The organism is Blastocatellia bacterium (assembly GCA_035573895.1).
GTDB lineage: Bacteria > Acidobacteriota > Blastocatellia > HR10 > HR10 > DATLZR01.
The window spans coordinates 82,826-104,226 of sequence record DATLZR010000073.1; the positions used below are offsets into that span (position 1 = coordinate 82,826).

The 21,401-nt window shown below is 58.6% G+C and carries 20 protein-coding genes; 2 read left to right on the forward strand and 18 right to left on the reverse strand.

Annotated elements, in window-relative coordinates; translation table 11 throughout:
- Position 1: 1 nt before the first annotated feature.
- The 5 genes from VNM72_07660 to VNM72_07680 all read right to left on the reverse strand — a co-directional run bounded on the left by VNM72_07660 (position 2) and on the right by VNM72_07680 (position 5,305).
- On the reverse strand, positions 2–835 hold the full coding sequence (locus tag VNM72_07660; GenBank protein ID HXF05276.1) for a sulfotransferase: 834 nt from the start codon (positions 833–835) through the stop codon (positions 2–4).
- The gene (locus tag VNM72_07665; protein HXF05277.1) at positions 836–1,510 is read right to left on the reverse strand and encodes a class I SAM-dependent methyltransferase; all 675 of its coding nucleotides are present in this window, start codon (positions 1,508–1,510) and stop codon (positions 836–838) included. It abuts the gene before it with no gap.
- A 56-nt stretch (positions 1,511–1,566) separates the two neighbouring features.
- Positions 1,567–2,895: a glycosyltransferase family 2 protein gene (locus VNM72_07670; protein HXF05278.1), complete on the reverse strand. Its 1,329-nt coding sequence runs from the start codon at positions 2,893–2,895 to the stop codon at positions 1,567–1,569.
- A 55-nt stretch (positions 2,896–2,950) separates the two neighbouring features.
- Positions 2,951–4,243, reverse strand: coding sequence for a nucleotide disphospho-sugar-binding domain-containing protein (locus tag VNM72_07675; protein ID HXF05279.1), 1,293 nt, complete (start codon positions 4,241–4,243; stop codon positions 2,951–2,953).
- 78 nt (positions 4,244–4,321) lie between these two features.
- Positions 4,322–5,305, reverse strand: a complete 984-nt coding sequence (locus VNM72_07680; GenBank protein ID HXF05280.1) for a ketoacyl-ACP synthase III — start codon at positions 5,303–5,305, stop codon at positions 4,322–4,324.
- A gap of 310 nt (positions 5,306–5,615) precedes the next feature.
- Here VNM72_07680 and VNM72_07685 point away from each other — a divergent pair, with 310 nt between their 5' ends.
- Both VNM72_07685 and VNM72_07690 read left to right on the forward strand, forming a co-directional pair.
- Positions 5,616–7,001 carry an acetylxylan esterase gene (locus VNM72_07685; GenBank protein HXF05281.1) on the forward strand — a complete coding sequence of 462 codons (1,386 nt, stop codon included), beginning with the start codon at positions 5,616–5,618 and terminating at the stop codon, positions 6,999–7,001.
- A 189-nt stretch (positions 7,002–7,190) separates the two neighbouring features.
- Positions 7,191–7,940 (forward strand): uracil-DNA glycosylase, encoded by a 750-nt coding sequence (locus VNM72_07690; protein ID HXF05282.1) that lies wholly within the window; start codon positions 7,191–7,193, stop codon positions 7,938–7,940.
- A gap of 60 nt (positions 7,941–8,000) precedes the next feature.
- Here VNM72_07690 and VNM72_07695 read toward each other — a convergent pair whose 3' ends face one another.
- The 13 genes from VNM72_07695 to VNM72_07755 form a co-directional block, all read right to left on the reverse strand.
- A complete protein-coding gene (locus tag VNM72_07695) occupies positions 8,001–9,197 on the reverse strand; it encodes a glycosyltransferase family 4 protein (protein HXF05283.1) in 1,197 nt (398 codons plus the stop codon).
- Between the two features lie 48 nt (positions 9,198–9,245).
- Positions 9,246–10,337, reverse strand: a complete 1,092-nt coding sequence (locus tag VNM72_07700) for a radical SAM protein (protein ID HXF05284.1) — start codon at positions 10,335–10,337, stop codon at positions 9,246–9,248.
- A 51-nt stretch (positions 10,338–10,388) separates the two neighbouring features.
- A complete protein-coding gene (locus tag VNM72_07705; protein HXF05285.1) occupies positions 10,389–12,350 on the reverse strand; it encodes a hypothetical protein in 1,962 nt (653 codons plus the stop codon).
- Complete coding sequence (locus tag VNM72_07710; GenBank protein HXF05286.1) at positions 12,347–13,363, reverse strand: radical SAM protein; 1,017 nt, start codon at positions 13,361–13,363, stop codon at positions 12,347–12,349. Before VNM72_07710 ends, VNM72_07705 begins: the two co-directional genes overlap by 4 nt.
- A gap of 262 nt (positions 13,364–13,625) precedes the next feature.
- Complete coding sequence (thpR, locus tag VNM72_07715; GenBank protein HXF05287.1) at positions 13,626–14,195, reverse strand: RNA 2',3'-cyclic phosphodiesterase; 570 nt, start codon at positions 14,193–14,195, stop codon at positions 13,626–13,628.
- A gap of 99 nt (positions 14,196–14,294) precedes the next feature.
- Positions 14,295–15,497, reverse strand: coding sequence for a glycosyltransferase family 4 protein (locus tag VNM72_07720; GenBank protein HXF05288.1), 1,203 nt, complete (start codon positions 15,495–15,497; stop codon positions 14,295–14,297).
- Positions 15,498–15,515: 18 nt separating this feature from the next.
- Entirely contained in the window at positions 15,516–17,300 is a 1,785-nt protein-coding gene (gene ptsP / locus VNM72_07725; GenBank protein HXF05289.1) for a phosphoenolpyruvate--protein phosphotransferase, read from the reverse strand.
- Positions 17,301–17,509: 209 nt separating this feature from the next.
- Positions 17,510–17,782 (reverse strand): HPr family phosphocarrier protein, encoded by a 273-nt coding sequence (locus tag VNM72_07730; GenBank protein ID HXF05290.1) that lies wholly within the window; start codon positions 17,780–17,782, stop codon positions 17,510–17,512.
- A gap of 5 nt (positions 17,783–17,787) precedes the next feature.
- Positions 17,788–18,201, reverse strand: a complete 414-nt coding sequence (locus VNM72_07735) for a PTS sugar transporter subunit IIA (GenBank protein ID HXF05291.1) — start codon at positions 18,199–18,201, stop codon at positions 17,788–17,790.
- An 85-nt stretch (positions 18,202–18,286) separates the two neighbouring features.
- The gene (gene rapZ / locus VNM72_07740; protein HXF05292.1) at positions 18,287–19,162 is read right to left on the reverse strand and encodes an RNase adapter RapZ; all 876 of its coding nucleotides are present in this window, start codon (positions 19,160–19,162) and stop codon (positions 18,287–18,289) included.
- Positions 19,159–20,160, reverse strand: coding sequence for an HPr(Ser) kinase/phosphatase (hprK, locus tag VNM72_07745; protein ID HXF05293.1), 1,002 nt, complete (start codon positions 20,158–20,160; stop codon positions 19,159–19,161). The genes rapZ and hprK overlap by 4 nt, the downstream gene beginning before the upstream one ends.
- Before the next feature lie 23 nt (positions 20,161–20,183).
- Complete coding sequence (raiA, locus tag VNM72_07750; GenBank protein HXF05294.1) at positions 20,184–20,699, reverse strand: ribosome-associated translation inhibitor RaiA; 516 nt, start codon at positions 20,697–20,699, stop codon at positions 20,184–20,186.
- Positions 20,696–21,401 (reverse strand): RNA polymerase sigma-54 factor (locus VNM72_07755; protein ID HXF05295.1); only part of this gene is annotated, 706 nt, incomplete at its 5' end. The genes raiA and VNM72_07755, both read right to left, overlap by 4 nt.

The following is a 21,401-nucleotide window of genomic DNA, read 5'->3' on the forward strand; positions in this document are numbered from 1 at the left end:
GTCAGACTACGTATCCTAGCCGCCGGAGCGTTGGCTCCAGGATCTGCAGCACTTCACGTTGTAGCTCTTCGCTGAGATTTTCGCGCCAGCGCCCTACACGCTGTCGGTGATTACGGCGGAACCAAACCGACTGGTATTTCGCCTGATAGGAGCCCTCGGTTGAATTTTGAATATTGCAGCAGAACTCCGTAACGGCAGGATGAAGGGGCAGACCGAGATAGTCGAAAATCTGTCGCGCCACGTCGTGGGGCCGGGCGACCAAGTCCTCATAACGGACCTGAAGATGGGGAACACCGGCGAGATCAGCCAGACCCGTGCGAACAATTTCATTCCAGGCGTGGGCGCAGCGGATAACTCCCTGGTATCGAGCGAAAATATCACGCCACTGTGGGGGCCGCTCATGAGCCCACCATCGCCCACCAAGCCCTGGAACGAGCGAACAGGCAACATCTCGCCCATCCCTCACAATGTGAATGATTTTAGCCTCCGGGAAGACAGCCCGCAGGAAGGGAATCCGGAGAATGTTGCGGGGATTCTTCTCGACAATGATTCGAGCGTCCCCCTTACGCCAGCGAAACCACCACCGAATGAACGAGCGAACCATTGGCGTCGCCTGATCCGCCGTAAACCGATCCGACCCATTCACTCCCCGACCAACAATCCGCCAGGGGACATAAGACTCAAAAATATATTTCACCTCCGGGTGAGCAGCCACCAACTCGCCCAGGATGCTCGTCCCTGATCGGGCAACTCCAACGATAAAAGCTATGTTGAGCGAATCGCGTCCACAATCGGCGACAAGCCCTGGCTGCTTTCGATTCTCTGCCACCATCATCTATTTATTCCTCGCTCGATCTACAATGATTGGTTCCTCGACGGGAAGAACGCCTCCCTCTCCTCGCACATTATCAGCACGTTCCCTCCCATCGCTCTTTCGGGCAATGATCCGCAGCTCGTTGTAGACGATGACTTCCCCCAGAGCTTTCCAGGGAATGGGGTAGTACCGGTGCTTGAGGACCGAACAATCTAACCGGCGCAACATGTCGCGGAGGGATGGATAGGTCAGATAGGTCTTATGTGTTCGATCAATAAGGTATCCCGTTGCCGTTGGGACTCTGATGTAGAGGATGCCACCACTTTTCAGAACACGCACCGCCTCACCGAGCGTCACACTGGGATCCTCCAGATGCTCCAGAATATGCGAGAGTAGGACTCCATCGAATGAAGCATTTAGGAAGGGGAGCAAAGACGCATCTCCCCTGATAACCTTGAATCCTTGCTCCCGGCAGTACCGTGCGCAGTGAGGATTGACATCAAGACCAAGCGCATGGGCATAGACGCTCAAGAAGTGTCCAATGCCGCAGCCGATGTCAAGCACCCGGCCTCGAAAAACTCGCGCCAAGGGGCGAAAGAACCACCGGCGTCCCAATCTAATGCAGAACTCCGGCAAGAACGACGCCCGCAGATACTCGAAGTATTCTTTGCTGGCTACCTCCGTGGTGCGCCGCATGAGGTGATTTCACCCCCTGAACGGGAATTCCCGCATAGAAGAAGATAGCTTCTGAATCATCCCTGCCTCTCGTGCTGTGCAATCTGGCCCGGCTCTGCCATACCTTGCAGAAAGACCGGACGGCCCTTCCAAATCACGTCCCGCTGCTTGTAACGCCTCCACACCGACGATAGGGCAATAGCGATGAAGACAGCGAAACCGACAAACGAAGCCAGATGGTAAATCCCCGGTTGACGATCCTCCTCAGCCAGTATTGCTCCCACGGCGACCATTGCCAGATAGCCCAGGGCAGCAGAACCAATGACCGCAGCCATATCTCTGTCGGTTGGGATCATCCCGAGGAACGTCGCAATAAGGACCCCCACGGGAAGAAGCGTCAGGATGGCAGCCGTCGCCACGCTCGCCATGAGCACGAGCGGATTTCGACCGACAGCCGGACAGATCACTCGGCTGTAGGCTTCCCATAGTTCGGAAAAGGCCACCCGCGCGGGTGTATGAATTAAATGCGTCCCCTCAACTGCGAAGACGCGAAATCCTTGCTGGTGTAATCGGATGCCTAAAATCGTTTCATCCATCACCTCTGAGCGAATAGCAGCATAGCCACCGATAGCATCGAGCGCACGGCGTCGCACGAGTGTAAAGGCCCCGATGGTGAAGGCTTGATCACCTACATAGGCGCTGAGGAAAAAGAGTGGATTGAAGGAAATTCCCTGCTTCTTGTGGTCTGCGTGCGCGGCAGGCGCGTGAGTCGCCCCCCCTTCGCAAGCCCACCGTAATCGGGCTTTGACGGATCCAATGAGCATGCCCAGCCGAAGCAAGTTCAGGGCTTGCGGTTCAATGACGTGATCCCAGAAACTGACATAATCCATCCGGGGCAAAAGCGATAGAGCATCGCAGCGATACTTCCTTGCCAGTGCGAGCGCTTTCCGCACCGTCTCCGGATCGAGAAGAATATCGGCGTCAATGGAGAGGATCCACTCGCCTCGGGCATGAGCTAACGCTTGCTGAAGCGCGAAGGGCTTCCCTCGCCATCCGGGGGGCGGTTCTTCCCCATCAATGACGCGCAACCGGGAGTCCGATTCGGCCACCTCTCTCAAGATTTCCAGCGTCCGGTCGGTCGAACGATCGTTGACGACGATGACCTCGATGGCCGGGTAATTCTGTGCCAGCATCGAAGCGAGAGACTGCCTCAGGATGCGATGTTCCTCGTTGCGCGCGGGAACGAGGATTGAGACAAGGGGCGCATCCTCGGGCTCTTCCATCGGATCAGCATCCGTCGGGCGGGGAGCATGGCGAAAACGACGCAAAGCCAGAACCACCATGAGGAGGAGAGTCCAGGTTACCGCTGCGCTCCAGAGAGCTAAGACCAGTACGGTTTGCATCATCCTCTTCCTTTCATCAACCTCGATGGCTTCATTCTCGTTAACGCCCTGAAAACCCTCACCCGCCGACCAGGCGGACTCCGACTCGCGCCAACTCCTCTGACCCGACTCCAAGAAATGATTCAATCGCATCGGCAGCGGACCGAACGGGATCATAGCGGGCGTGACTATCCCGCAACACCTTCATGCAACTGGTATAGTGATCCCGGTTGTCGAGAATGTGCTTCACCGATTGCATGACAAGAGTCGGCTCGGCGAGGACCTCGTGCAAGCTGAGGAGGATTCCCGCTCCGGCGGCTTCAATTTGTTGCCCGAGCAGCTCCTGCTCGAAATGCGTAGCGATGGCGATAACCGGCCTACCTGCCGAAATGGCCTGGTAGACGCTCCCGGCCCCGCCGTGGCAGATTACGACATCGGCCCGCTGCATGACGGCTCCTCCCGGCAGAAACCGCGCGACCCGAATATTCGTGGGCAGGTCTTTTTCCTCGATGCTCACCTGCCCGCCCGTCGTCAAAATGACATTGAAAGCGCGATCCGCAAAGAGTGCGATCAATAACGGGAACAAAGCCGGATGTCCTGTACTTCCCATCGTGACGTAAACGAGAGGACGATCCGATGCGACGTCCTCGAACCACTCCGGAAGTGGCCCGGACGGCGACCAGTAAAGTGGTCCGACGCGCACGAAGTGAGCAGGAAGCTCGTTCAACGGAGCGAGACGCTCGCTATCAAGAACGAGGTTAAGCTCCCCCTCAAGGAGGTCCCACAGATGCGTCTTGACTGGCAACCCGAGCTGCTTCATCAGCGTGCGATAAGGAGCCATCTTATACCAGAGCACCACTTTCAGGAGCTGAGGGACCAGCCAATCCGTACCGGCGCGTCCCACCAATCGTTTGATCAGCCGGTAATGAGGATACGTGCGAAACGCTCGGTAAGGATAAGCCGCACGCGATGGGAGCCAGCGACCTCCTAAGAGTGAAATTCGCGGAACTCCCCGAATCATCGCCGACAGATACATGGTGAGGCGAAAGTCAATGATCACAGCATCGGGTGCTATCTGGTCAATGAGGTCGAGTTCCGCCTGAATGTGCTCCTGGAGGAGGCGATGCCCTGGGCGACGGTGAAGAGTTCGCAAGAGGGTTAGTCCTTCCGATGCCTCGAAGTCCGGCAACGGACGGTAATGGAAGGAATCAGCAGTTACCTGTGGGTCCTGCAAATAGCGCGGACTCCCGGCGAGGATGATCTCGTGGCCTCGCTGCGCTAACTCGGTGGCAAGCAGCACACACCGGCCGGCATGGGCCAGGATGTTGGAAGCCGGAGTGACGAGAATCCGTTTCTTTAACCTGACGGCCATGCCCGTCACTCTCTCACTTTAGTTGCGAACCGCACCGTCACTCTCCCTCAACTCGGGGGAAGCGGAAAGGTTGGCCCGTTAGTATTCGAAGACCAGAACGCCCGCATTGAAGCCCGCGCCGAAGGTGACCATGAGAACTTTATCCCCACGCTTGACTCGTCCCTTGCGAACATTTTCGTCAAGCGAGATGGGCAACTCGGCCGAGATGGTGTTCCCGTAGCGCTCATAGTCGTGAATGATCTTTTCGCGGGGAACGCGGGAAGCTCGGGCTGCTTCTTCAAACAACGGCTTGCTGGGTTGATGGATGAAGGCCACGTCCAGATCATCCTGCGTCCAGCCCGCCTCGCGGAGAGCGCCGTCAATGCACAAACCGAGATGATTTCGCAGGACTTCAAACATGATCTCCCGCCGCCCCATGAAAAAGCTGCCCTTGTACTCAAGAGGAATGCGCGGGGGGTGGATGGAAGTGGCATGGGGCATGTTGATGACATCGTAGTATTGCCCCTGCGTCCAGAGCCCACCCGCGAGGATGTGGCCTCGGTCACAGGCTTCGACAAGTACTCCACCGGCTCCATCACCGAAGATGGCGCGATGCATCGGATTGCGGAAGGGATTGCCTCTCGACACAATCGTTCCCGCTAGCACCAGGACTCGTCGGTCGCCCGTGGCCAGACAGCGCAGAGCGTAATCCATGCCCGCGACCCAGCCCACGCAAGACATTCCGATGTCCACAGCCGGACAATGGGCTTGTAGTTTATACTGCACCACGCTGGCCGTAGAGGGTTCGTGGAAATCTCCCGGGGTGGCGCTGACAATGATGCGGTCAATGTCTTCAGGGGATAACCGGGCCGTCTCGAGAATTCGGCGGGCTGCTTTTACGATAATGTCCGAACAGGCTTCCTCTTCAGCGGCTGCTCGGCGTTCCACGGCTCCCAGCAGGCGACGGATTTGTCCGTCTGATTCCTCCAACCCCAGAATCTCGGAGTTGGTTATCACACGCTCGGGCAAATAGGACCCTGTCGCAGCAATTCTCGCGGGAATATTGGCGTACCGATAGATCATCCTTCCTTCTCCTCAACAAAGAGTATCGTGTCTCACCGGTGAGACGAGAAAAACCAGGACCGTAGTTGGCCATGAGCTGCGGATGGTCAGAGAGACTGACTCTGGGGGCGAACCTGAAGCGTCTGCCCTGAGTTGTTCCGGCACACTCCATTGCCTGCCTTTACGGTTCAATGATGCAGTGGAGTCGCAGAGCCAAGCACTCGCTCACGAAATTGCTCCTGCAAGGGCCATAGAGTATACGCAAGTCCAAAACTTGTCAAGAAAAAAGTTGCTGATTGCATCACTCGAAGATTGTGATACACTTGGGGGCATGAATCGAGGACGACGAAAGCGAGCCGGAGTCCTGCTGGGGCTTTTGATCGGCGGGACGGCGATTGCTCTCGTCCCACCCCCGGCACCCACCGTGGCCCAGCCGGCCCCGCGAACCGTCCGCCCTTCGGACGCGGACATTGATGCGATCTGGGACCTTGCGGCAATCAAGGACGCAACAACACTGAATACCGAAGTGGTGGCTCCTCCCTCCCATGTTACCGTCAACGGTGTCCGTCTGAAGGTCTTCCAGGTCATGTTCGATTCGTATCCTGATCCGGAAGCTCCGGTGCGCGTCCATGGCTTCGTTGCCCTTCCGGTCAACGCCGAGCCGCGTTCGCTCCCGGCGGTAGTATTTGGTCATGGCGCAGGAGGCCAGGCGGATGAACAATTGACGCGGACACTGGCTGCGCTTCTGTCGGCCGCTGTTATTTCCTTTAGCGGTCCAGGTCAAGGGCGCTCGACGGGTCGCCCCTCGACGGCGGAGAACTGGCTCCGCACCAATCCCATTCAGCAGAGCTGGCTCTACCAGTATGCCTACTCGGCCATGCGGGCGGTGACCTACTTAACCACGCTCACGGAGGTAGATCCGAATCGAATAGCGATGACGGGCGTGTCGGCCGGCGGACTAATGACCTGGATCGCCAATGGTGTGGATGATCGTCTGGTCGCTGCCTGCCCGATCATGGCGACGGGAGATTGGCCACGCGCGCTCGCTTCGGGATCCTGGTTCATTCACTTCCCTCTGGGAGAAGCTCGCGTCGCACCTGATAGCCCTCAGGCGCTGGCCTTCGCCCGTTACCTCGATCCCCTGCAATATGCCCACCGCCAGAATGCTCCCGTCATGCTCATCAACGGCGCACAGGATGAATTCTTCCCCATTGATACCACACGATCAACCTTCGAGGCTGTCGAAGCTCCTGACAAGCGGCTGGAGGTCATCTTCGATTGGGATCACGGCTACTTTGCCACGACGTCCATCTTGCTCGGTACTTATAACAACACCCATCGCGCCCTTGAACGCATGTTCGGAGATCTGGCAGCATGGTTCGCTGCCCACTGGGGAACTGGGAAACCCTTGCCGCCCCTGCCGGAAGTTCAAATGAACCAGACGCAATTCGGAACAACCTTCGTCATCCCTGCAGAGACAGCTCCCGGAGCATCCAGGGCGCTCTTGATATATTCGACCGATCGGGCCTACACCTTCCGCCGAATCCCCATGAGCCGTCAGCGCGACGGCTCCTTTGTGGTCACCCTCGTCGGCATGCTCGACTGGAGCACAGTTGTCTACTTCGTCGAAGTCCAGTACCCAAACTCCGTCTTTCTCACGTCCGTGCCGGTTATTCCCACGGGGTTCGTTCCTCGCCTCCGCCCTTATCCTCAGTAAGACCGTGCTCGGACGACTCCGGTTTATCCGAGATCCTCATGGCTCGGCATGTCCCAAGCAAGCCGCCCGCGCTTCATCGGGGACTCTCAGCCCACGTAAAATCCCATGAGGCGAAAGTCCGTGATGGCTCATTCCTCCCTTGAAGCTCTGGCGCAGGAGATTATTCGGTGTGCGCGCTGCCCACGGTTAGTGTCATGGCGTAAGGAAGCAGCCCTTCGGAAGCCTCGAAGATACGGCGACTGGGAGTATTGGGCAAAGCCTGTTCCCGGCTTCGGCGATCCGCAGGCCCGTCTGCTCATCGTCGGGCTGGCACCGGCTGCCCACGGAGCCAATCGCACCGGGAGAATGTTTACCGGAGACCGTAGCGGCGACTGGCTCTATGGCGCATTGTACGAATTCGGCTTCGCCAGTCAGCCAACTTCTCGCCACCGAGATGATGGATTGCGCCTTCGTGACTGCTACATCACCGCCGTCCTGCGGTGCGCTCCACCCGGTAACAAACCTCTCCCATCGGAACTTCTTCAATGTCGTCCATTTCTCCTCGGCGAGCTTGAGCTTCTCCACCGGCTTCGGGTTGTGATTGCTCTTGGAGGCATCGCTTATGAGGGCGTGATCAAAGCCTTCCGCGAACGACAACAGCTCATCGTTTCGTCGCGTCCTGAAACCAAAGAGGATGTTCTCTCGATTTCTTCAACTCCCGCTCCAGGATTGAGCGGACCCTCCGTGCCGTCCACGCCCGTCCCCGGAAAAAAGACCAATCGCCCTGCCGACATGAGGCTTCCCCGTTTTGCACACGGAGTTGAAATTGCCCTCACCCCCCGCATCACGCTGCTCACCTCCTATCATCCCAGCCAGCAAAACACCTTCACGGGGAAGCTAACCCGGCCAATGTTCCATGCCGTTTTTCGCCGGGCGCGCGAACTGCTCGACAGCGAATAATCTTGTACGTGGACCACGGCGCTTCTGTCGCCGGAGGTGCGGAGGCTGACCACGCCGTTCTCAAACCGACAAAGACCGCAGGATCTCTTGCAGTTTTTCGGCAAACCGCGCACGGGAAAAATGGCGGCTGCGCTCATAGGCCGCGCGGCTGAGAGCAGCAGATGTTTCATTCCGAGTGAGATGATGGGCTTGCTGGACTAACTCATCAACCGTCTCCCAAACATACCCACTCAGGCCGTGCTGCACGATCTCGCGAAGTCCCCCGCGATTCACGACGAGCGGAATCACACCATAAGCCATCGCTTCGGCCACTGCCATTCCGAAATGCTCCACCCGGTCGGGATGTTTCGATTCATCCACTCCGAAGCCGCTTGCGTGCCAGAGCATTTTCGCGGCCCGGTATAAACGAATGAGTTCAGCTCGTGGCGCGTTGATGTGAAACACGACGGGAAGATCCCGAGCACTCTCCCTCAATTCGGCGATCATACGTGTCGTTTCCGGGTCACTCCCGGCCCCCCCGACAAGATGAAGTTCCCAATGACCCGGCGCGCGCTCACAAAACCGTCGAAATGCATGAATCAGAACGGCGTGTCGTTTCTCGTGACCGCCGACGAAGAATCGTCCAACGCTCAGAATGAGATTGCTTTTCTCCTCCCATCGAGGGCCTGTCGCGGGAACATCAATCGGCGGGTGGAGAACAGCAGAGGGAATACCGGGGGACCAGTTTGCGTCCACGACCTGAGCCGTGAAATGCGAGTTATAGAGGATGAAATCGAACGAGCGAAGTGCCCGCCGAAAAATCACCTGACGCGCCAGTGCCCGCCGGGCTTCCCCGTACCGCCGTTCGGAAATCGCCAGCAGGAACTCACCGGGGGCCCATCGCCGATGTGGGATTTGAATGTGGAGAATGTTTCGTCGAGCCGAAAGAGCGAACGGCTGATCGGATTCGAGCATGAAGGCGAGGTCATAGCGCGACGTCACCTGCCGAATTTCCCGTCGCAGACGTTGGACACGGGCGCGATTCCTCAACCACTGGAACGGAGTTCCGGGTTCCACAACGGCATTCCCCTGAATCTCGACGCGCCCCGCGCTCGACAAGCCAACGCCCAGGCGATCTCCCAGCAGGGAAAAATCAAAGGGGCGAGCGATGATGAGATCCACCTGATGATCCGCGCTGAGAATCTCCGCGATCGTGGCAAAGTACTTCTCCCCTCCCCCCATGACGTGCCAGCCGGGATTGTAAAGAGCGATCTTCATTCCGACGATGACGGGATAACCCGCGACGCTGTGAGCCCCTGGGACGCATCACCGGCGCGTGAGATTAAAAAGCAGCGGCTTGGGACTCCGCCCGAGGCTCGGTAACGCTTCGCACGGCGTCCAGCACTCGCACCGCCGGGCGGCGATCTGCTGACGAATCGCCTGCGCCTCGGAACTCAGCCAGATATCTTCAAATCGGCGTTCCCGTACGTTGCCCAGTTTCTTATTGAGCGTGATGCACGGATAGACGTTCCCGTAAGGATCGAGATAGAACGAGTGCGTTCCTGAATAACAGGTGAAAATCCGTCGGGGATGCGACTGGTAATCCACCATACGATGGAAATAGTAGGCGCGCACATCGGTCACCCTCTGACGGAGCGACATCCGAGCCATCATGTCGGCCGTGATCTGTTTGAGAGCGTGCTCGATCATCTGCAAATCCTCGCGCCTCCACCCCGTTGGAGAGTGTGTCATGGCATAGTAGGTCTCGCTGCTGTGCACAAACTGGGCGCTGAATTCGATCCCCTTCTCCCGGGCGAAGCGATAAACACCGAGCAGGTCCCGCCAGTTATCGCGCGTGATGGTGAAGCTCACTCCCACCCGAAGCCCGTCCAGAGACAGTGCATCCTCGATCACGCGCATCGCTTTGTCGAAGACCCGGATGCCTCGCTGATGGTCGTGGGTCGCACCGATGCCATCGAGAGAGACTGACAGAAAGATACGTCCCTTTTCCGGACGATAGTCACGCATGATCCGCCGCAGCGTCTGAGCGTTCAATTCAGGATTGATCGAACCCGTCGGGATCGTGATCGTTGCCCGGGGAAACTGACCCAGGAAAAACCCGACGATCTCCGCGAAATCCCGACGAAGGAATACCTCTCCGCCCGTGAGCGAGACTGACCGAAGCCGACCGAACAGGGGAGAAGTGAAAACCCTTTCGATTTCCGCCAGGCTCAGTTCTGTTCGAGCTGCCGCTCCCCTGCCGCGATAAATCTCCCAGATGTCGCACATGCGGCAGCGTGAATTACAGAGGAAGGTGACGGCGAAATTGACATAATGGATGTCATAAGGGGTGGGCGCGAGAATCCTCTCCCGCAGGCGCTGACTTACTCGCTCAAGCTGCGTCTTCCAGGTCGTCACGCTCATCTCCCGGCGAGGACCTTCCCCAGCACCTGAGCCGTTAGCACAGGGTCATTTTACCACAGGCGACGCCGAAAGCTTCTCCCAGACCTGAACCCGGTCACGGCGTAATCGAAGGTAGTTCGTGAAGGGGACCTCGATGACGACACGGGCGGGTCCGTCTGGCTTCCCGCCAAAATAGACGAAGTCCGGACGGGCCGCATAGACCCAGTAGCTCGGCTGGCCGACTCGTTCAATCGTTCGGTATCCCTGCTGATACAGCATCCAGGCATTGAACGTGTAGGTGAGATTGATCTGCTCAAGCGGTACGCCACGACGCAAAAGTTCCTCTCCCGCTCGAAACAGCGCCGCGTACCCGCTGATCATCGTCTTAGTCGAAGCCACGGAAACAAGGGCGAGCACGAAGATTCCTCCAGCCGCCACCCACGGAGAGATTTTTTTGACCATTAGCGAGCGATAACTCGCCACCAGAGCGAATGGGAACACAATGAAGATGTAGCGATCAAATCGGCAAGAGATCAGAACGAACGTCCCCGCAAGGAGAAGCATCGTTGCGAGGCTCAGAGTGGCTTCCGGAGATGGCGTCGCTCCCTGTCGGTCACCGGTCTGGCCCAGGCGACCTCGAAGGGACCCGGCGAGGAGGCTGAGAATCACTCCCACGATGCCCATGCTGTAAAGAATCTGTTTCGCTCCCCCGGAGAATTCCCCTACGCGACTTCGCCAGTACTCGAGGCTCTGATTTGTCGGAATCTCAGACGAGTATCGCACATAGTAGGCGACCAGGGCACGATCCACAAGCTGCTCGATCGTTCGATCAAGGATGCCCGATGCCAGGATAAGGCTAACGACGACGATGCAGGCCGTCGCCGGAAATATCAGTCTGACTCGCCGCCGAAGCGTATCGCCCAGCCAGGGCCAGGATTCTCTTCCGATCAGTTCGACCAGAACTGCCGCACTCACAACGGAGCCCATCGTGAGACCGAGCGAGAGTGTCCTTCCTCCTTGAGGGAAAATTGGCGAATCGGTGAGATAGGGCATGAGCCGATGCGACGCGACATAGAGGATGACAGCCGTCACGCCGAGGAGGACCGCAACGCCACGCCGCACAGTGAAATACCCACCAGCCGTTTCACCTTGCCTCCCCCCGGTGTTCCGGTATTTGACCCACGCGCGATACCGGTCAAGGCCCTCCCGGCTGAGCACAGCGAGCGAAAGCGGGAGGAAGAAAAGTCCACTATAGAAAACGGCCACGATGGGCACACGGTAGACATCCCGGGCGATGCGATAGGTTTTCAGCATCTCCAGTTGAGCGAAGCGAAACTGCGTGGGGATCCCGTGGTGCACCGTCAACCAGTAGTAGAAGGCGGCGAGGGTCGCTACAGGAGCCATCAGCAGAAGTGCTGCGATCCTTCCCGACCGCACCTTCCACACCCGAGCCAGGAGAAGGAGGGCAACCGCCAGCGGCAATATAATGGCGTACTGACGAACCAGTACGGCGCAGCTCGAGAACAGGCAGCCTAGCGCAAAGAAAAAGATCTCACGCGGGCGGTTGGTCTGGCTCAGCACGAACGAGGCGAGCGCGAGGATCATCAACCCGTAAAAAGGAACGTCCGTGTAGAATGTAAAGCTCAGCGTGAAATAGATGGGGTTGAACCACAGCGTCAGCGTCACAAGAAGAGGAAGCCAGCGCGATACCCGGTCCTGGGGAGCATTCATCTCGGTGAGCTGCTCGCACAGCTTGTAGAACCCGATGAGCCCTCCGAGACTGAGCGCGAGCGTTGAGAGGTGCAATGCGCCGAAAGAGAATCCAAAGGGAAGACAAAAGAGGTATCCCCAAACGACCTGGAAAATAATGCTGGCAGCCGATTCGTCGGCGAGTCGAAGATGACCCGTCTCGTACAGGTGTTTGACGGAAAGCGCATAGGTCCAGTCATCGCCGACGGGATAGTTGTAGAGTGGATTCACCAGAAGAATCGAACCAACAACGATGGCGACCAGAAGAGCAATTCTCAAAAGGCAGGCTTCCCTTCGGAGGTGGAATCGGGCCGACGCGATCGAAATCGCGCCACGAGGAAGTTCCACACGCGCTCCTGGTTGAGCTGGGCGTGGGTGTGCTGGCAGGCGGCGCATAATGGCAAGCGCGAGAAGTCCAGAGCGCGATGCCGCTCTCTGACAACCGCCAACGGCTCACCCCGCCAAATCTCTTCCAGCGTTTGCTCGCCAAAGCGACCGACAACCATCTGACCGTCCACATCAAAACAACACGGAACAACCGTCCCGTCCCACAAAACGGTGAGGGCGTCCCACAGGAACGCCGTGCAGGGGACGCGAAAGTCTATACCACGTGTGGGGAATCCGCGGTCTTTGGTTTTCCCCGCCCAGGTATTGAAGCTTTTGACGTGAATGTAATCGCCCGGTTCAAGGAAGGGGTGCCACTGACGCTTGAAGGCTTCGATTTCTTCCCGCGTTTCTTGCATGGCGATGATCTGGAAGACGGCGCGCGGGCCGCGCCCGTTGGCCGTGCGCCGCGCCTCAAGGAACGCCCGCACATTGTCCATCACCTGGTGAAACCGCGCCCCCCGTCGAATTGCTTCATAGGTCTCCGGCCTCACGCCGTCGAGGCTGAAAACGACCGTGTCCAGAGCAGAGTGAGCCAATCGAACGACCTTCTCACCCCGCAGGAGCGTGGCGTTAGTGCTGATGACGACACTCCGAATGGCCGAGAACTGTTTGATGTAAGCGATCCGATCAAACAACCACTTATCCACGAGCGGCTCCCCCCAGGCATGAAGCCACACGATGTCGGCACCATGGCTGCCGATCTCATCGGCGAGCCGGCGGAACATCTCCATGGTCATCGTGCCCTCGGCGCGGGCTTTCGATTGCGTGGGACACATGATGCAGTCGAGATTGCAGATGCTGGTCGTCTCGATGTTAATGCGCCGAGGAAACGGCAACAACTCGGCCAGTTCGCGCCGGTGCCACCAGAGGAAGAATCGCGAGAGAGCACGTCCCGGAAAATTCACACCGTTCCCCCTCGTTGTCTCAGATAGGGCCGAGGGCCTGCGATCACCGTCGTACGGCTACCGTTGCCCTGCTCGATCGGTCCTCGTATTTCAGCTCCAGCACGGTAACAAACGTCCCGCAGCCTGTCAAGCTCGCCTTCTCCCACGATGGACCGAGATTCCTCCCACCAGAAGCTCATCAACGACACCATCGCCACGAAAGGTCGCCGAGGGCCCATCGTCCGGAACGTTCCTCGATTTGGGGTGAGCGTCATCGGCGGCATCAGGATGAACCAAGAGGGATAATTTGAAGAGGGGTGTAAATGGCGCCACTCGGCCGGAGGTCGCTTCGCATGAGCGTGATTCGGTCGGCCCGGAACGGCCCGGTCGAAAAATGAAGGGCGAGGAACTTTCGCGCCAGCTCGCGTGCGCCCGTCGCCGCCCGAATACGGCCAATGGTGAGATGCGCCTGGAAAGGGCGGCCCTCTCGCGCGAAGCCCAGTCCCGCCATCGCTTCCTCGATTGCTCCGGCCAGACGCGGGAGATGTCCCCCCTCCTCAGTAACCCCAATCCAGAGAACCCGGGGAGCGCGCTCGCTGGGGAAAACGCCACAACCTCGGGCGACAAGTTCAAAGGGACCGAACCGACCGGCCACATCCGTAAGGACACGGCGGACGTCGGCGAGCCGCGACTCCTCCACATCGCCAAGAAACTTAAGGGTGAGATGGATATTCTCCGCTTTTGTCCAGCTCACAGAGACCGGCTCGTTCGTGAATTGCGCCTGAAACCGACCGATTTCCGTCTTCACTTCGTCAGGTAGCTCTATGCAGATGAAGGAGCGAATTTTTGCCATGATCCCCTCCCCTCGAGCAGTTTGACACACACGACTCAACTTGCTCGCGCATGCCAGATCATGCTTCCCTGCGTGTCATCCCTGGAGAGTCCCCCCGGCTCATCCGGCGTCAGTTTCGAGAAGCGACAGGTAAAATTCCTTCATCCGCTCAATGAGCCGCTTGACGCCATAATGGCCCAGAGCGAATTGTTGGGCTTGGTGGGCGATGCGTTGGGCTTCTTCCTCATGCGTGAGGACATGAACGATTGCATCGGCAAGATCTCGCGGATTGTTTCCCTCGACGAGCCATCCCGTTTCCCCAGGCCGTACGACATCGCCATTGCCCCCAACGCGTGTCGCTATGACCGGTCGTGCTGACGCCATCGCTTCGATGAGTGCGACAGGTGTCCCTTCGTTCAATGAATGATTGACGACGACATCGGCATCGGCATAAATCCGCTCCAGATCATCGCGCCAGCCGAGGAAATACGTTCGCTGCCCGAGCGATAGCGAGGCCGCCGCACGTTCCAGTTCCCGACGAAGCTCGCCATCCCCCACAACGACCAGGACCGCATCCGACATCTGCTCGACGACATACTTCATGGCCTGAAACAACAGCCGATGATTCTTGACAGCGACCAGACGACCGACCGAGCAAATCACCCGCGCGTTCGGCCCAAGCCCCAATTCGCGCCGAAGGTCCCCACGGAACCGGGAGGCCGTCACAAAGCGATCGAGTTCCAGGCCCAGGGGAATGACCACGATTCGATTCTCATCGGCGATACCATAGGCGATCAGGTCGCGCTTCACCGATTCGCTCACAGCAACAATTCGGGTTGTCCGGCGAGCGAGCTGCGCTTCGATGAAGCGAAAGAATCGCGCCGCGAGAGGATGAAAGTAAGAGTGGAACGTATGTCCGTGAAAAGTATGGACGACGATGGGAACGCGGGCAGCGCGAGCCGCCACACGGCCAAGTGCGCCGGCTTTGGACGCATGAGTGTGAACGATGTGGGGCTTCAGACGATCTATCGTCCGATAGAGTTTCCAGAGTGCCACGAGATCGTTCAGCGGATGAATTTCACGTCGGAGTTCCGGGATGATCAGCGGCTGGACTCCATGAGTCACCGCATCGGCATACATATTGCCCTCGGTGGCGCCTTCTCGCCCGACGATCAGGGTTGTCTGGAATGTATCGTCATTGAGCCCGGCCGTCAGCAGAATGACATGCCGGGACGGGCCGCCGATGTTCAGGCGAGAGAAGATGCGCACGATGCGAATCGGCGATGATGGATGAGATCTTGTCGTCCGCTCGTTTCCCTTCACAGTTCCGGGAAGATGCGTTCAGGGTTCGGACAAAGGAAAGGCATCGGGCACGACATCCGCCAATTTCTGGCGCAGGCAAGCTCGCACCTCATCGGCCGAGGCGCACTCGCGGGCCGAACTGACAGCGTCGGTCACTTCAGCGATGCTGACCGAACGAAAGACCTCCTTGATCACCGGGATGGCTCTCGGTCTCATGCTGAAGATGCGCACGCCGAGACCGAGGAGAACGAGCGCTTGAAGCGGATCGGCGGCCATTTCCCCGCAGACCTCGACGGGAATGCCTGTGCCCTCGGCGGCGCGGATGGTATGGTGGAGAGCACGAAGGATGGCCGGATGCAACGGATCGTACAGATGGGCGACGCGATCGTTATCCCGATCCACCGCCAGCAGGTACTGTGTCAGATCGTTCGTTCCCAGACTGAAAAAGTCGCATTCCCTGGCCAGGTGGTCGGCGAGCAAGACGGCTGCCGGAACTTCGATCATCGCGCCGAGGGCAACTGTATCGGCCACCCTCTGACCCTCATTCCGCAGTTCCCGAATAATATCGGTCAGAATCCGACGCGCCTGGCGGAATTCCTCCACGCCCGTGATCAGGGGAAGGACGATGCGAAGCGTGCCATAAGCACTAGCTCGAACGATGGCCCGCAGTTGAGTCCGAAACAGGTCCGGCACCGCAAGCGAGAAACGGATCCCCCGCAGTCCCAGGGCGGGGTTCCGCTCAAGACCGACGTCGCCGATTCGTGAGACGGGGGTAGCACTGCCCGTCCCGAGCGGCAGCCGAGTCTCGTCCCAGTCCACCGTGCGGATGACGGCACCCGAGGGACCCGCTGCTTCCGCCACCCGCTTGTAAATCTCAAACTGAGTCTCCTCCGACGGTACGTCCGGCGCGGCTTGCAGATAGAGGAATTCCGACCGAAAAAGACCAATCCCGCTGGCGCCATATCGCGCCACGTCGTCCAGTTCCGACGGAAGCTCAATATTCGCCCGCAACGTGACTCTGACGCCGTCGAGCGTCTCCGCCGGAAGCGCCAGCCGCTCGCCCAACCATGACCACCGTCGCTCGCGCTCTTTCTGCTCAGCTTCTGAGCGAGCAATCTCCTCCGGTGTCGGCGAAACGATGACCGATCCGGTTGTCCCGTCAACGATGACCGGCACATCATTCTCGATCCTGTGGATGGCTTCGTGTAATCCCACGACCGCGGGGATCCCCAGACTGCGGGCGATGATCGCCGTATGTGAGGTCGAGCCGCCGATCCCGGTGATGAAACCCACGACGGAACGGAGATCGAGTTCCACCAGGGCGCTCGGTAACAACTCCTCGGTTACGAGCACGGTCGCTGGAGGGAGGTTGTGATAGCGCGACCTCTGCGTTCCCAGCAAGACGCTGATCAGGCGACGACCGACATCCTCGATGTCGCTCACCCGCGCCCGCAAATAGTCATCGGAAATCTCCGAATAGATGTCCACCAAGCGATCCGTCACCACTTTCACGGCCCATTCGGCATTGACCCGAGAGGCGCGGATCAGAGCTTCGATCTCACCGATAACGGCTTGATCCTCCAGCATGAGGAGATGCGCATCGAGAATGTAGGCGTGCTCTTTCCCCAATGCCCGTTCCGCTCGCCTCTTGATGGTCTGCAACTGGCGTCGCGCGACCCGCAGCGCACGGTGAAGTCGCTTGATTTCTCGGTCCACCTCGCCCTCGGTCAGATCCACGCGAAACACATGACGGCCTCGCCAGTGAAAATGGACGGCGGTGCCTCGAGCAATCCCCGGGGAAACCCCAAGTCCTTTAAGAGTCAACGAACCTCCTGACTGAGGTGTACTCGTCATCGGTCAACCTTCCCTCGTGACTGGCTTCATGAAGAAATGCCCAACGGTGATCGCCGCACGGCGACAGCGCCAGAGTTGAGTCACTGATAAGCTCTCCCACATCATGATGACGTGACCACGCTGGTCGCTTTCACTGCCAGCGGATATGGCAGGACGACGCGCTCCGGCACGAGTGACGCTCATTCTTCTCCGAGACGCGATTGAATAAAACAACGGATGGCCTCCACAGCATCATCTTCGTCCACGCCGGAAGCAGTTACCATCAGTTCCGTTCCCTCGGTCGCTGCCAGGAGCAGGACACCGAAGATGCTCTTGGCATCAACCTGATGTCCCGTGTCCAGGCGTGCCAGGGTGATTTTGCTCTGATAGCGACTGGCCAGACCGACGAGCCGGGCTGCAGCCCGCGCATGAAGCCCTAAACGATTAGCGACGGTGACGGTGGCCTGTCGCATGGACGTCATTTCTTTTTGGGCGTGAGGATTTCGCTGGCGATGTAGATGTTTTTTTGTCCCTGCTCCTTCACCTTCCGGGCGACCGTCGCCAGATCATCCTCGGGAGATTGGTTCGCCAGCTTGATGATCATGGGGAGATTGACGCCGGTCACGACCTCCACGGGCTCCACCCCGAGGAACGTCGCCGCGATATTGGTCGGCGTTCCCCCGAACATGTCGGTGAGAAGGAGCACACCACGCCCCTGGTTCACCCGATCTATGGCTTGCTTGATGGTTCGCCGCGCCTGCTCCACATCATCATGCCAGCCGAGAGAGACGGCCGTGATGTGATCGAGCGAGCCGACGATCATTTCCGCTGCCTTCACCAATTCAGCGGCCACCAGTCCGTGACTGATGATGACGCCTCCGATCAGAGCCATAGCGTTCTCCTTGTGTGCCCCTTATTGTCAATGAGAGCCCACACTCTCAGGGTAGGGGCTCCGGCGTTCATGGCGCAAGGGATCGTTAGAGTTTGTCCACATCCCGATGGAGGACCCTCACCTTGTAGTCCTGTCGGCTGAGAGATCGGCCGATCTCTTCGACGACCATCACCGACCGATGGCGGCCCCCTGTGCACCCGATCCCGATCGTCACATAGGCGCGTCCGTCTCGCTGGTACCGAGGAAGCAGGAAGGCCAGCAACCGCTCGATGTGAGTGATGGTCTCCTTCGTCTCATCGGAGGCGTTCAAGTATTCGACCACCGGGCCATCCCGTCCGGTGAGGGCACGAAGTTCCGGGACGAAATGAGGATTCGGAAGGAATCGAACATCGAACAAGAGGTCAATTCCAGCGGGAACGCCATGCTTGAAGCCAAAGCTGATGAGCGTCACGATCATCTCCAGGGGATGGCCGATCTCGCTGAACTGGTCGAGCAGCGTGCGCCGCAAACTATGAACGGTGTGAGAGGATGTATCCACGATGAGATCGGCGAGAGCGCGAATCTCCGCCAGCGCTTCGCGTTCGCGGGAAATCGCCCGTTCGAGCGATGCATCATTTCCGGCCAGCGGATGCGGTCGCCGCGTCTCGGAGAACCGTCGCATGAGCACGTCCGTCCCGGCCTCGAAGAAGACGATCTTCAAGCTCGTCCCTTTCTCTTTCAACTCCCGATAAATCCGGGGAAATTCCGGAAGAAATTCCCGTTCCCGAATATCAACGACGATGACCGCCCGCTGAAGTGTTTCCGCCGAGCGATGACAGAGTTCGACAAAGGTCGGGATGAGCTGAATGGGCAGATTATCCACACAAAAATAGCCCAGGTCCTCGAAGGCTTTCACGGCGGAGGTCTTTCCCGAGCCGCTCAGCCCGGTGATAATGATGATCTGGGGCGACAGTGCGGTCATCGTTGACTGGTCAATGGAGCAGCCGATTCCGCTGATGGCGCGCTCCGAGGATGCCCTTCCACGGGGCCCGGCGGGCGTGCTTGCCGAACGAGTTCGTCATGCCGTCGTATCAACTCTCGTTGGGCATCCACTCCCTGAGTTTTGAGCAAATGCATTCGCACAGCCACTTCCACCAGCGTCGTCAGGTTGCGCCCGGCCGAGACCGGTATGCGCAGCAGAGGCACCCGAACGCCCAGCCACTCCACCGATTCATCCGTCATGCCCAGGCGGTCATATTCTTTGGTGTGATCCCACCGTTCAAACTCGATGGCCAGGTCCACCGGTGCTTCCTCGGCAATGGCCGCGATGCCGAAAATGTCCCTGAGGTTGAGAATTCCCAATCCCCGGATCTCGATATGCTGACGCACTCGTTCGGGAGCAAATCCGATGAGGCGATCGGAGGCCACGGCCCGGACTTCGATGATGTCGTCGGCCACCAGGCGATGCCCGCGCAAAACAAGGTCCAGGGCGCACTCGCTCTTTCCCAATCCCGATTCTCCCAGCAAAATGACACCGACGCCGAAGAGTTCGACCATCACGCCGTGAACCCACTGGCGAGGAGCGAGCTGCCGCTGCAGGAACTCCGTGAGCTTGAGGATGGCTTGAGAGCTGACCAGCGTCGAAACCAGAACAGGGATCCCCTCCCGCTCGGCAATGTCGAGAAACTCCGCCGGGGGGATCAACCCCTTCGTCACCAGGACGCAACTGATGTCCTTAAGCGGAAGGTTCTCGATAGCCTGACGTCGGCGGGCCGGGTCAAGTTGTTGAAGAAATTGAATCTCGCTCTGCCCGATGATCTGCACGCGCCCCGGATGCACGTAATGGACAAATCCCGCCAGGGCCAATCCCAGCTTCTGAATACGGGGGATCGTGATTTTCCTTTCCAGTCCCGCCTCTCCCGCGATCAACCGGAGGCCCAGTTCACGCGGCACACGGGCCATCAATTCCGAGACGGTCATTTCTGGGCTGACGGGAGAGGTCATCAGGGTTCGATCAGGCCAAAGTGGCCATCCTGCCGTTTATAGATCACCGCCACGCGCCCTTTCTCGGCATCACGAAAGACGAGGAAGTCATCTGTGCTCATCATCAAGAGCTGGGCGGCTTCCTCCGGCGTCAGAGGCTTGACTTCGTAGCGCGACGTCTTGATGATCCGGGGCTCACTCGCAATCGGCTCCACGGTAATCGTCTTGGCCGTCTTTTTGTTGAGTCGCCGGCGGGTGGCGAACTTCTCCTTTTGCTTGAGCGTTTGACGTTCCAGCCGAGCCAGCGCCTGACGGACGGAACGGGTGAGATCCGTCGTTTCCGCCGTCCCCGTGAATTGATGATCACGCCAGGTCAAAATGATCTCCGTCTTGTACCGATGCTTTTCCGCCGACAGGATCACATGAGCGGATGCGGAATCGTCAAGAACGCGCATGAGCTTGCGTAACGCCGTGGTCACTCGATTCTCGATACGAGGCGTAACGTCAATATTGCGTGCGGTGACTTCGACTGTCATGCTCCCCTCCCTACAGCGGCGTGACGATCACGCGAACTCGGGATACCCAGTTGCTTCCGGTATTTGGTGACCGTTCGCCGGCTGAGATGAATGCCGTCCCGAGCCAGGATTTGAACGAGATCATCGTCGGTCAAAGGTGCTGCCGGATCCTCGTTCTCGATCATCTTTTGAATGCGAAGTTTGATCACGCGCGTGGAGACCTCCTCACCATTTCGGGTCATCACGCCTTCGGTGAAGAATCGGCGCAGCTCGATGATCCCCTGAGGGGTTTCGATGTATTTGTTGTTGACCACACGACTGATGGTTGAGAGCGACAGTTTCAGCTCTTCCGCGATGTCTTTGAGCAGCATGGGACGAAGGTACTCGACGCCATGATCGAGGAAATCCCGCTGACGGCGAATGATGGCCTCGCAGACGCGATAAATGGCTCGGTGGCGATGTTCCAGGCTTTTGAGCAGCTCGACGGCGGCCCGTAGGCGTTCGCGCACAAACTCGCGGGTTTCTTTGGACACATTATCCGCTTTAAGCATGCGTCGGTAAAGCGGATTGATGCGCAGATGCGGCAGCCCGTCGTCGTCCAGCTCGATGCGATACTCGCCTCCCACTTTGGTGATCCTGACCTCCGGCACGATATACTGCGGCCGGGGATCACCAAGGTGCCGTCCGGGTCGAGGATCAAGCTGACGAATGATTTCCACCTCG